This window comes from Petrotoga sp. HWHPT.55.6.3, from assembly GCF_002895495.1.
GTDB lineage: Bacteria > Thermotogota > Thermotogae > Petrotogales > Petrotogaceae > Petrotoga > Petrotoga mobilis.
Window position 1 is genome coordinate 40665 of the sequence record NZ_AZRJ01000034.1, and the last position, 12973, is coordinate 53637.

Below are 12973 nucleotides of genomic sequence, written 5' to 3' on the forward strand. Positions count from 1 at the left end.
AAATTAACAATTATTTTGTATTTGATAAACGTTTTTGAAGTACAATAAAACGGTTGAGGTGAGAATAATGTTTAACGAAGAATTGAAAAATAAATACCTTATAATTGAATTAGAATCTTTTGAAAAGTTACTAGAAAGGGAAATCATCATTAGAAACTGGAAAGAAATTGAACTACCTTCTGAAAAGGCGAAGATACTTGCCCCAATAGATGTAAATGTTTCTTTGGAGAAAGGCGACAGTCAAGTATTGGTAAACGGTAAAATTGAAACTATGGTTCAGCTTCATTGTTCGAGATGTTTGAAACCTATAGAGTATTGGATCGATGAAAGTTTTGAAGCCGTATATATGAGTAGGAGTTTTGAAAAGTATTTATCGAAAACTGAACGTTTAAAAACGTTAGACAATCTCATTTACTATGATGGTCAAACAATAGATTTGACAAATCGAGTAATAGAGACTATAATATTAGCAGTGCCAGAAGTTCCACTGTGTAAAGAAGATTGCAAAGGGCTATGTCCTATCTGTGGAGTAGATTTAAACGAAAATCCAGAGCATTCTTGTGAAACAGAGGAGATTGACCCACGTTTTGTAATGCTAAAAAAGTTGTTGGATAACGAAGAATCAAATTAATACAAAATACCAAAGGGGGAAACATACATGGCAACGCCAAAACAAAAGGCTTCAAGAGGTCAAACACATTCTAGAAGAGCGAAATTTTACTCTGCATACAAGATCAATGTTGTAAAATGTCCGAAGTGCGGAGAGCCAAAATTACCACACCGCGTTTGTTTGAATTGTGGATACTATGGTGACAAACAAATCTTAGAAATAGGTGAATGAGCCTATGAATAGTGTAAAAATAGGTATCGATCTATACGGCGGTGATAATGCGCCCAGTTCTGTTGTTGAGGGCGCACTTTTTGCTTTAAAGAATAACTTTCTTTCTCCAGACGAATTGGTTATAGTGGGAAACGAAATTTCAAAGGAAGATTTAGATAAAATATCGAATTTACAGATTGTCCCAGCTAAAAATTTGGTTAGTAACGAGACAAAACCAACGGAAGTTTTGAAAATGAAAGAATCTTCGATGTACGTAGGCTGCGAAATGTTGAAAAATAACGAATTAAATGCTTTTGTTAGTGCAGGTAACACTGGTGCATTACTATCAAGCGGTACATTTGTTGCAGGTAGACTACCTGGTATAAAAAGGCCTGCCTTGGTTTTAGCCCTTCCTTCTAAATCCAATAAACCCAAAATTTTGGTGGATGCAGGAGCAAACGCTGAAGTAAAGGCTGAACATTTTTATGATTTTGCAAGGGAGGGAATAGCTTACGCTAAATTTTTGAATCTTGAAAATCCAAGGGTTGGGATTTTAAATATCGGTTCTGAAGACGAAAAGGGAAATTCAATTGTTAGAGAAGCTTCTAATTTGTTGAAAGAAGAAAAGAAGTTTAATTATGTTGGCTATGTAGAAGCACGTGAGTTGTTTGATGATACGTGTGATATAATAGTTACAGACGGATTCACCGGTAACAACGTTTTAAAAACTATGGAAGGTACAGCTTATTTCATCCTTCATGAATTGAAAGAAACGATTAAAAAAGGTGGGTTATTCACAAAATTAGGAGCCTTGTTTCTAAGAGGTTCTTTGAAATCTTTAGTCAATAAAATTGATTATAGGAGTTACGGAGGGACATTCTTTTTGGGGGTCAATGGTGTTTTAGTTAAGGCGCATGGGTCTTCAGACGCTGAAGCAATAGCTAATGCATTGTACGTGGCTTACCGTGCCGCCAAATTTGACTTGATCGAAAAGATTGAGATTTAAAAGGGGGTTTAACAATTGTGTGGGATAGTAGGGTTTGTTTCCGATAGAAAAGTGAAAGTTGAAGATCTTATTTCTGGATTGAAAAAACTTGAGTATCGAGGATACGATTCCGCAGGTTTAGCTTACAACGTGAATCATTCTATAAAATACCTAAAAATGCCGGGAAGAATAAGCGAGATTGAAAAATTACTATTAAATGAAGGTTTATTGGAAGAAAGTTTTTATTCTGGAATAGCCCACACGAGATGGGCGACACATGGTGTTGTTTCAGAGCAAAATTCTCATCCACATTTGGATTGTAAAGAAGAAATAGCTGTTGTACATAACGGTATCATAGAGAACTTTCAAGAGTTGAGAACAGAGCTTGAAGTTAAGGGCCATATCTTTAAATCAGAAACGGATTCAGAAGTTATCGCTCATTTGATAGAAGATAAGTACAATGGAGATCTTTTTGAATCTGTTTTAAAAGCTTTAGAAGAACTCGAAGGTGCGTATGCCATTGCTGTTGTTCATAAAGACAAACCCGATCAAATAGTTGCGGCAAGAAAAGGCAGTCCTCTAGTGATTGCAAGTAATAATAGTATTAGCATGTTAGCTTCAGATGTTACTCCTTTACTGAAGTATTCAAAAGAGATGAATTTTTTGAATGATGGAGAGGTAGCTATTTTAACTCCTAAAGGGTATTCTTTATTTAACTTAGATGGTGTCCCACTTGAGAGAAAACCAATACTTATAACCTGGGATGAGTCGCTGGCAGAAAAATCAGGATATCCTCATTTCATGTTGAAAGAAATCTTTGAGCAACCAATAGCATTAGAATCCGTTCTGGTTGGTCGATTAAAAGATGGAAAACCACAGATAAAAGAAGTACAATCTTTAGAAGATTTTGTTAAGGGCCAAATGAAAAAAGTATATGTGGTTGCATGCGGTACGAGTTATCATGCTGGTTTAGCTGCAAAATACTTCATGAATAGATATTCAGATATTGATTTTGACATTGAGGTTGCATCAGAGTTCAGATACATGAATCCGGCGATAGATGGTAATACTTTGGTGTTGGCTATCTCTCAATCTGGGGAGACTATAGATACGTTAGAAGGTGTCAGATTAGCAAAGAAAAAAGGTGCATATGTATTAGCTATAAGTAACGTAGTTGGGTCAACTATTCCGAGAGAATCTGACGCAGTCCTTTATCTCAACACTGGTCCAGAGATAGGGGTTGCTGCAACGAAAACTTATACGGCACAGATAGCTTTGCTTTACACCTTAGCTGCCCAACTCATCCGTTGGAAAGGTTACAAAAACGAAGAGTTGGAAGAAATTATGAGAACCATCGAAAAAATGCCAGAAATATTTAAAATGATCTTGAATGAAACAAACGGTCACATGATGGAATTGGTAAAGAAGTATAAAAACTTCAAAGATATGATGTACATAGGTAGGGTTTTTGGTTTTCCTGCAGCTTTGGAAGGCGCTTTGAAATTAAAAGAGATCAGTTATATCAATGCCATTGCCTATCAAGCGGGAGAATTAAAACATGGTCCAATAGCACTGTTGGATGGGAATTTTCCAGTATTTGCAATAGTTCCGTCTGGGAAGCTGAGAGAGAAGATGATTTCCAACATTATGGAAGTAAAAGCTCGGGGCGCAAAGGTTATAGCTTTAACCCCGAAAGATGATGAGCAAACAAAAAAAATATGTGATGATTACATCGATGTGCCTACTGTTTCGGAACCTTTAATACCGTTGGTAGTTGCACCTATTACTCAACTTTTTGCTTATTACACAGCGGTACAAAAAGGCTTAGACCCAGATAAACCAAGAAATTTAGCAAAAAGTGTCACCGTAGAATAATTTGGCCAATTGTGGGGCGGGCAGCGGGGCAAAACATTGATTTTTCTTCCTTATGGGTGGGGAGCGGGGGAAGGGCGCTAATAAATTTAGAAATGCTAAAAGTAAAAAAATTTTAGTGGAGGTGGTAAATTTTTGTTAAAAACTGATGTTTTGAATTCCGTTAAGGAAATAGTGGAATTGTTAGAAGAAAAAGATGGAGAAAATATTGTTGTACTTGACATGGAAAATTCTGAATTGATGGTTGATTACTTTGTTATTGTTACGGGAAATTCAGAACCACATAGAGTAGCTTTAAGAGACCAAGTAGTTAGGTATTTAAAAGATGAAGATATACCCATAACTTTTTACGATAAAGGTAAAAGTACCGATTGGATGATAATCGACGCGGGTATTTTTATAGTTCATATATTCTCGGAAGAGAGTAGAGAATTCTACGATTTAGAAGGGCTTTGGGGAGAACAAAATAGAATGGTACTATAAAATAATACTCACATCTTTCGTTTTTCACCTCGGTGCCCATAAAAGGGTCGGTGAAAAAAAGAAAGGTGGAGGTTAGAAAACCAAATCAAACAACTACGGAGGTGTATTTTTGTGTCAGTGGTAAGTATGAAACAGTTACTTGAAGCAGGAGCTCACTTTGGTCATAGGACGAGAAGATGGAATCCCAAGATGCAGCCTTATATCTTTACTGCAAGAAAAGGTATTCACATTATTGATTTACAAAAAACTTTGAAAAGTATTGACGAAGCCTATGACTTCCTAAAAAATTCGGTCATGGAGAAGAAAAGAGTATTGTTCGTTGGGACTAAGAAACAGGCACAGCAGATTGTTGCCGATGAAGCCCGCAGATGTGGAGAGTTTTTTGTAAACAACAGATGGCTTGGTGGTTTGTTAACAAACTTCAAAACGATAAAATCTAGAATTGATAAGTTGGAACAACTAACAGAATATGTTGAAAGCGAAGAGTTTTCGAAACTACCCAAAAAAGAGCAAGCAACCATACGCAGAAATTTAGAAAAATTAGAAAAAAACTTGGGTGGGTTACGTGGAATGAAAAAAATTCCAGATATTCTTTTTATTATTGATCCTAAAAAAGAAGAAATCGCTGTGAAAGAAGCTAATTTGCTTAATATACCTATAATAGCAACGGTGGATACTAATTGTGATCCGGATGTTATTGATTACGTTATTCCAGCAAACGATGATGCTATTAGAACCATAATGCTCATTGTTTCAAAAATGGCTGATGCGATTATTGAAGGAAAAGAAGGTAGAATTGAAACTCTCGAAGAAAGTAGCGAAGTAGAAGAAGAAGAAGAAGAAAAAGACGAAGTAATTGATGAAGTGGACGAAAAATTAGAAGCTGAAGAGAAATACGCCAGTTATGCTGAAGAAGTAGAAGAAGTGGAAGAAGAATTTATACCTTCAGAAATAGAAGACGAAGACGAAAAATTTTAATTTTTGGTTCTACATAATACACCGGGGGATAGCTCCCGGTTTTTTTATAAGAGGTGATAATTTTGAAATTTTACATACGGACATTTGGTTGTCAAATGAATATTAATGAAAGTGAAATAATGGCAGGTCTTTTGAAAGAAGAAGGCTTCGAATGGACTGAAAATCCAAAAGAAGCCGACATAATATTGATAAATAGTTGTGCTGTTAGAGAAAAAGCAGAAAATAAAATGTATGGTGCCATAGGCGGTTACGGTAAACTAAAAGATGAAAATAAGAATTTAATCTTAGGTGTAGGTGGTTGCTCTGCAGAAAAAGAAAGGGAGAATCTGCTTGAAAGATTTAAAAATATAGATTTTGTCTTTGGCACTAGAAATGTGGTAGACATAGGAAATTTGGTAAAGCGTGCTTTAAATGGAAAAAGATTTGCTGATTTTAGCGACAAATTGAATGATGTCAATTACGATATTCCAAAGATGCCAATAAGTAAACATCATGCTTGGATTACTATCATATACGGATGCAACAAATATTGCTCGTACTGTATAGTTCCATATACCAGAGGTTTTGAAAAAAGTAGACCTATGGAAGATATAATAAGAGAAGTTGAAAGCTATGCAAAAAAGGGCTACAAAGAAATAACCTTTTTAGGTCAAAATGTTGATTCCTACGGTAAGGACTTTGGAGATAAAAAATCTAAATTAGACCTACTCATACAAAAGGCAGCAGAATTTGATTCCATAAAACGAATTTGGTTTTTAACCTCATATCCATCGGATATAACCGATTCTTTAATACAGACTGTTGCCAACGAAGAAAAAGCGGCAAATTATTTTCATCTTCCAGCTCAATCGGGAAGCAACAAGATTCTCAAAGCAATGAATAGAAAATACACAAAAGAAGAGTTCATAGAACTTGTAAATAAGGTAAAGAAAGAAGTGGCAAACGTTACTGTATCTAGTGATTTTATAACAGGCTTTCCATCTGAAACAGATGAGGATTTTGAAGAAACGGTAGATTTGATTAAGCAATGTAGATTTGAGAGGATAAATATCGCAGAATATTCCCCAAGAGAAGGGACCATAGCTTATAAATATCAAAATGACGATGTTCCTAAACATATTAAAAATAAAAGATTGCAGTATCTCATGGAGTTACAAAAAAGGATAAACCTTGAAGAAAATGAAAAGTATCTTGAACAAGAAGTTGTTATAATTCAAGAGGGAAAAGCGGGTAAAAATGGTACTTATATGGGAAGAACTATGAACAATAAATTAATAATCTTCGAAAGCAATGAAGAGTTGAACGGTGAATTTTTGAAAGTAAAGGTCAATAAAATTACACCAGGTCCATTGTATGGTGAGGTTGTAAACAATCTTTACTGACGGCCTAATAGATACAAAAAAGGGGTGTTCACATTTGATACATGGAAAAGTATATGAATCTTTATCGTTTTATAGCCGAGCACTGAAAAGTGATGTGAAATATTCTATTTATCTTCCACCTAAATACGACATTGAAACCAGGAAATATCCGACTATTTATCTTCTGCATGGACATGGAGGGAACGAAACGAGTTGGCTAAGAAAAGGTCGAGTAGATCAAAGTTTGGATTTAATGATAACTAACAATGAAATTCCACCTTTTGTTGCCGTGATGCCTGATGCTAAGAACAGTTGGTACGTTAATTCTCCAACTGGTGTTAACTATGAAACCGCTTTGATAGAGGACCTTCTTCAACATATAGAAACGCAGTACAAGGTTTATAACGAACGTTCTTCAAGATTCATAGCTGGCCTATCTATGGGAGGATACGGTGCCTTAAGGTTGGCATTTAAGTATCCAGAGTTATTTTTGTCTGTTGCTAGTTTAAGTGGGGGAATAACCAGAGAAGTTCCCCCAGAGAAAGAAGTCGATTTATATGGCAATGAAATTCATGTAAGAGAAGATTACTATCATGACGCATTTGGCTGGCCTTTTGACCCAAAGTTTTGGGAGAAAGAGAATATTTTTAATTATATAGAAAACGTAAAACAAAGCGGCTTAGAGCTTCCAGTTTATCTTTCTTGTGGAAGTGAAGATTACTTTTACCTATATTTAGGTGCTTCTGAACTGCACCATGAATTAAGAATCAATGGCATATCTTCAACTCTTTTCATAAAACCAGGCGACCATAATTGGTTTCTTTGGAGCCAAGAAATAAAAGATGTATTAAGGTTCTTTGCAAAAAATATGCTAATTATCCATTAAAGTAAGGAGTGAATTTATGGACCAAAAGAATGCCACCTATAGGTTAGTCATGAATTCGTTGTTTATAGTTCTATCCATACTTTTGTCAAGGTTATTAGCGATTAGAATTCCCATAGGCAATGTGGAAGTTATTAGATTTGGGTTTGGAACGATTCCTATGTTTCTTTCCGCCTTTATTTTTGGGCCCCTGGATGGTTTTATCGTTGGAGGTTTATCTGATTTGATTGGTTTTTGGATAAATCCAATGGGGGCGTTCCTTCCCCAATTCACGTTGACCTCAGCCTTACACGGTTTGATTCCAGGTATAGTTTTTAGGTATTTTTTTAAAAGAAGAATCAATTATTGGTCACTAGCCATTTCCTGTGGTTTAGGTGAAGCGGTAGGAATAACCTTAACACCATTCTTTATTCATCAAGCTTTTGATGTTTCATATGCGGTTCTTATGCCTCCACGAATCGGTGGCTATGTGGTCTCATTCTTTTTGAACGCCTTTATAATGCTTTTATTACTCACGAGAATTCCTCAAATTAATAAAATGATGGAGAAAAAATAAGATGGATAAATATTATGAGTTTGTTTATGAATTAAAAGCCAGCGAGGAAGAAAAGATAATAGATCAGTTCATAAAATATGGGTTTAATTCCTTTTACTTTGAAGAAGATGTAGAAAGTTCAAAGACTTTTCTGAAGTTGTATGTCAAGAAGGAAGAGCAAATCAAAGATATTTTGGATTTGCTTTCTATGTATGGTTTAAAACTCCTTTCGAAGGAAATTACCGAAGAATCAAAATGGTTAGAAGAATGGAAAAAAACAATAGATGTTTTTGAACTTATAGATGGAATTTGGATCAATCCTTTTTCCAATAAAAAAATAGAAAAACCGGGAATAGTATTGAATATAATACCAGGAAGTGCATTTGGAACAGGTTTACATTCAACCACTAAACTGGCAGCCGAACTTTTAAGAAAGGTTGGTTGCACAGGCAAAGATGTTATTGATGTTGGAACAGGTAGCGGAATATTGTCCGCTTTGGCTAAAAAGATTGGGGCTAATCGTGTTTTGGCTTTAGATAACGATGATTTGGCTACAGAAAAAGCAAAAGAAACTGCTATTTTAAACAATGTCGATATTGAGATAAAAGAATCCGATTTGTTAAGCGCTGTTGGAGAACATGAAAGATTCGATATATTAGTTTCTAATATTGTGGCTGAAGTACTGATACAGTTAATGAAAGATCCTAAATTTGATAAAATACTTAAAAATAAAGGATTTGTCATCCTTTCTGGTATAATTGAAAGTAAGGAGAAATTGGTTATTGAACAAGCAAAGGATGTAAATTTAGTATTGAAAGAAAAAATGGAGGATGGTTCTTGGATAGCTTTGTTGTTTCAAAAGAAGATTTAGAAATAATTGAAAAACAATTGGGACGGTGCGTTAGTAATGTATTAACTATAGGAAAAAGATGCATATATGGCTATCCTCAAGTAATAAAGAGCTTTCCTTTAAAAGATGGAAAGCCTTTTCCCACTCTTTACTGGTTAACCTGTCCTTATTTAGTGGAAGAAGTTTCAAAATTGGAAGCACAGCAAAAAATAGCGGAAATTGAAAAGATGATACAAAATGATCCAGGATTAAAACAACAAATGATCCGCGCCCACGAAGTAGAAATTGAAAAAAGAATGAAGCTATTAGGAGAAAAAATCAATTCCCTACCTGAAAATATGATCAAGAAACTAAAAGAAACGGGAATAGGTGGAATTGAGGATTTCTCTAAAATAAAATGTTTACATTTACACTATGCATCGTATTTAGATGGGGAGAACAATCCAGCAGGGAAAATAGTGAATAGTTACATTAGTAAGAAATATTGTGACGACAAAAGATGTGAAAAATGGGTGGGATGCGGGGCTGAGCGATGATTTCTCTTCCTTAGAAGGGTGGGGAGCGGGGTGAAGGGGCGCTAAAACAAGATAATGAAACAAAGATTCATGGGGTTTTTAAGGGGCGAAGCCCTTTTGCAGCTTTGTGCAAAAAGACTTTTTAAAAACAAACAAAGATCTTGGGGTTCTTAAGGGGTTTACCCCTTAATGCAAGGAGGCGACTCAACCTATGATTGACAGATCAATTTTAAACAACATCCCTAAAAAACCAGGAGTATATATTTTTAAAAACAATAAAGGTGATCATATATATATAGGCAAGGCAAAAAACTTAAAAAACAGAGTTTCTTCCTATTTTAACAAGAAAAACTACATAGGAAATGAAAAAACTTATGAAATGCTAGAAAAAGCCACAAATTTAGACTACATAATAACTTCAAATGAAAATCAAGCATTTATCTTAGAAGCCAACCTCATCTATATTCATAAGCCAAAATACAATATAATGTTAAAAGATACACGAGTGTATCCATATATTTTAGTAACGGATGAACAATTCCCCAAGATAAAATACATTCGTACAAAAAAAGAAGAAAAAGGTAAATTCTATGGTCCATACTCTGATGTTAAATTTGTAAAAGACGTTATCGAAGTACTCCAAAGCGTATATAAAATCAGAAGTTGTGACAGAGATTTAAGCAGGAAAAGCAAACCATGTTTCCTTTACCATTTAGGAAGATGCTATGGTCCATGTTACAAGGATGTAGACGAAACGGTATATCAAGAATCAGTGGAAAAGGTTAAAAAAGTTTTATCAGGAGATATTGAAGAAGTGAAGAACTATCTTCAAAAAGCAATGATGGATTATGCCAAAATAAAAAATTATGAAAAAGCCGCTCAAATGCGTGACACATTGTTCAAATTAGAAAATTTATTTGAAGAAGTAGCGGTTGAATACAAAAACGGAAAAAATTTAGATATAATAATGTATGAACCTCCAGTTTATTTAGTTTTAATAGTAAGAAAGGGATACTTGATTTCAAAACTTTCCTTCACGATGGAAGGGACGTTGGAAGATTTCTTGTATCAATACTATATTGTTAGAAAGAATGAACCGCCTTCTTTGATATCGACATTATACAATGAAGAAATTTCTCCAGAAATATTGGATTTTCTGAAAGAAAAAGGCTTAAAAAGAATCGAAAAGATAGGTAAAAGTTCTAAAATATATGAAATGGCTTATACAAATTTGCAAGAAGAAATAAAAAGGCAAAAAGACTTAAGCTTTGCCTTAAAACAAGCAAAAGAAATACTTTCTTTGAAAAAAGAACCAAAAATTATTGAAGGTATAGATATATCTCATCTTCAAGGGTTATATACCGTTGCCTCTTTAGTACGTTTTGAAAACGGCAAGCCCAAAAAAGAAGGATACAGAAAGTATCGATTAGATGATATAAAAGCCCCAGATGACTTTGAAAGTATCAGAACAGTTATAAAAAGAAGATATCAAAAGCATGAATTACCTGATCTTTTATTTATTGATGGAGGAAAAGGACAGGTAAATTCAGCTGTAGAAGCACTAAAAGAAATCGGCTATTCTTTGAAAGATGTCGATGTTGTAGGTATCGCCAAAGAAGATGAAAGGATAGTTTTACCTGGTGACATACCCGATCTTCACTTACCTTTGGATCATCCAGTGTTAAGATTACTTATATACGTAAGAGATGAAACCCATAGGTTTGCTATAGGCTTTAACAGAAGTCTCAGAAGTAAACGATTCGAAAAAACAAAGTTGGATGATATTTACGGTATAGGTCCGAAAAGGAAAAAAGAATTAATAAAACATTTTGGAGGGATTCAAAAATTACTGGAAGCATCAATTGAAGAGATATCGAAAGTCGTTAAAAGTGAAAAAATCGCTAAAAGAATAAAAGAAAGTTTGGGAGAGAAATAATTTGGAAAAATTAATTGAATTTGCCATAAGTTACTTAAATAAATACAAAAGCTTTTTAGCCGATGAATTTCAGCATTTTTTCTTTGGCGCTGTTTACGATGGTGAAGACAAATTTCCAGTCTACTGTATTTTTATAGATGAAGAAGGAAGAGTTTTTGAAACTCTGGGACCTGATAAACCAGGAAAAGTTATGAGTGTCTTATACCCTACGTATTACAATGATCCTGATATATTACTAAAAAAATACACAGAACTATCTAAGCAATACAATAAAATAATACAACCCGACACGGCATTTGGAATAGTACAATCACCTTTTAAAATTACATCATACAGGGTATGGGGAAATGAAAGGCTTATAAAAAAGCTCATATTCTCTGAAAAATTAAAAGGCGAAGAATACATTTCTCTCTATCAGAGCATAACAGATGAAAAATTGAAATTCATAATAGAACATTACAAGCAATGGGATGATGACATATTTTATTTTCCATATTTAAAGGACATTCATGTTTTATTTAAAGTTCCCGATCATATAAGTAGTTCAGAAGTATCTATATATATTGAAATAGGTCGAATATTAAAAGAAAAAGTGCTTCGAGGATACAATTTTTTGGAAAATTCATACAAACTTCCAGAAATGAAAGTTAAAGCACCAGCATTAGCCGTATTCAAAACACCTGCAGATCGTATCCTTGATATAGACTTCAAATCTATTTATGATCAATTTATAAAAAAGACTGCTAAAATAGTTGACCAAATTAATGAAATAAAAATTGAACTATAAAAGTTTGGGGCGCACCCTAGATAATAGGAATGTAATATTTCTACAAAAGGAGAGAACAATGAAAGTAAACATTGAAGATTATTATAAAAGGACTAATCAAAATCTAACGCCAAAAAATATAAAAAAAGAAAAAAAATCTCCTTTTACACTCGCTGAAATGCTATATGGTACATTTAATATAGTTATTTCTGTAATATTTATATTACTCGTAGTAATAATGAACACTGTAAAACCTATTATTAATGATCTTCTTAACCCCAATTTTCCGTTAGAAACCAGACAAATATTTTTTCTATCTATATTAATGTTGGTCTTAGGAATACTGTTTGAAATATATGCCATAGAAAAAGCTAGACTTCACAGATACTCGTTAATAGGCGCTATCTCTTTTTTCTTTTCAATCTTTATGACTATTGCTATAACTTATATAATAATAAAATATTCTTTAAACTGGGTAGGAATACAATTGTTCGGACAAACTGAAATAGGCCAAAACAAATGGTTTTATTTACCTTCCATAGCCTATTTAGGATATTCGATATTCAATGTATACTATTCTTTTTCTTTGATGAATTCACAATAATTTTCAAATAAGTTCATAAAAAAGAAATTGACAAAGTGGAGAGAGATGTGGTAATATATACAACGCTGATGGATGAAAGAGAGAAAGAAAGAAAAAAGTAAGAGAAGAAGGAAAGGGAAAGCTCATTGAAAAGTAGATAGAGGAGGCCCAAGAGTATAGGATGAAGGGTTTGATCCTGGCTCAGGGTTAACGCTGGCGGCGTGCGTAACACATGCAAGTCGGACGGGTTATAGATCTTCGGAGATATAACCAGTGGCGAACGGGTGAGTAAAAGGTAGGGACCTGCCCTAAGGACAGAGATAGCTACTGGAAACGGTAGGTAAACTCTGATAAGCCAGCGAGGGGAAAATGGCAGACAGCCTTAGGTTGGACACACTATCCATCA

Annotated in this window: 14 protein-coding genes and 1 rRNA gene; all 15 read left to right on the forward strand. The window is 34.2% G+C overall.

Translation table 11 applies throughout. The annotated features are described in order from the left end of the window. Positions 1–67 precede the first annotated feature (67 nt). A complete protein-coding gene (locus X926_RS08810; protein WP_103065814.1) occupies positions 68–631 on the forward strand; it encodes a DUF177 domain-containing protein in 564 nt (187 codons plus the stop codon). Between the two features lie 27 nt (positions 632–658). Next, entirely contained in the window at positions 659–841 is a 183-nt protein-coding gene (gene rpmF, locus X926_RS08815) for a 50S ribosomal protein L32 (protein WP_012209630.1), read from the forward strand. A 4-nt stretch (positions 842–845) separates the two neighbouring features. Beyond that, positions 846–1826, forward strand: coding sequence for a phosphate acyltransferase PlsX (gene plsX / locus X926_RS08820; RefSeq protein WP_103065815.1), 981 nt, complete (start codon positions 846–848; stop codon positions 1824–1826). 15 nt (positions 1827–1841) lie between these two features. After that, a complete protein-coding gene (glmS, locus tag X926_RS08825; protein ID WP_103065816.1) occupies positions 1842–3680 on the forward strand; it encodes a glutamine--fructose-6-phosphate transaminase (isomerizing) in 1839 nt (612 codons plus the stop codon). A 132-nt stretch (positions 3681–3812) separates the two neighbouring features. Next, positions 3813–4160, forward strand: coding sequence for a ribosome silencing factor (gene rsfS, locus X926_RS08830; protein ID WP_012209633.1), 348 nt, complete (start codon positions 3813–3815; stop codon positions 4158–4160). 111 nt (positions 4161–4271) lie between these two features. Next, the gene (gene rpsB / locus X926_RS08835) at positions 4272–5138 is read left to right on the forward strand and encodes a 30S ribosomal protein S2 (protein ID WP_103065817.1); all 867 of its coding nucleotides are present in this window, start codon (positions 4272–4274) and stop codon (positions 5136–5138) included. A 62-nt stretch (positions 5139–5200) separates the two neighbouring features. Next, the gene (miaB, locus tag X926_RS08840; protein ID WP_103065818.1) at positions 5201–6520 is read left to right on the forward strand and encodes a tRNA (N6-isopentenyl adenosine(37)-C2)-methylthiotransferase MiaB; all 1320 of its coding nucleotides are present in this window, start codon (positions 5201–5203) and stop codon (positions 6518–6520) included. A gap of 34 nt (positions 6521–6554) precedes the next feature. Then, entirely contained in the window at positions 6555–7385 is an 831-nt protein-coding gene (locus X926_RS08845) for an alpha/beta hydrolase family protein (protein WP_012209636.1), read from the forward strand. Positions 7386–7401: 16 nt separating this feature from the next. Next, a complete protein-coding gene (locus tag X926_RS08850) occupies positions 7402–7938 on the forward strand; it encodes a folate family ECF transporter S component (RefSeq protein ID WP_012209637.1) in 537 nt (178 codons plus the stop codon). A gap of 1 nt (position 7939) precedes the next feature. Then, complete coding sequence (locus X926_RS08855) at positions 7940–8788, forward strand: 50S ribosomal protein L11 methyltransferase (protein WP_103065820.1); 849 nt, start codon at positions 7940–7942, stop codon at positions 8786–8788. Further along, positions 8755–9303, forward strand: a complete 549-nt coding sequence (locus X926_RS08860) for a DUF501 domain-containing protein (protein WP_103065821.1) — start codon at positions 8755–8757, stop codon at positions 9301–9303. The genes X926_RS08855 and X926_RS08860 overlap by 34 nt, the downstream gene beginning before the upstream one ends. Before the next feature lie 190 nt (positions 9304–9493). Further along, the gene (uvrC, locus tag X926_RS08865) at positions 9494–11218 is read left to right on the forward strand and encodes an excinuclease ABC subunit UvrC (protein WP_103065822.1); all 1725 of its coding nucleotides are present in this window, start codon (positions 9494–9496) and stop codon (positions 11216–11218) included. Between the two features lies 1 nt (position 11219). Next, entirely contained in the window at positions 11220–12005 is a 786-nt protein-coding gene (locus X926_RS08870) for a DUF4895 domain-containing protein (RefSeq protein WP_103065823.1), read from the forward strand. A gap of 58 nt (positions 12006–12063) precedes the next feature. Beyond that, entirely contained in the window at positions 12064–12588 is a 525-nt protein-coding gene (locus tag X926_RS08875) for a hypothetical protein (protein WP_012209642.1), read from the forward strand. A gap of 157 nt (positions 12589–12745) precedes the next feature. After that, positions 12746–12973 (forward strand): 16S ribosomal RNA (locus tag X926_RS08880); the annotation flags it as partial.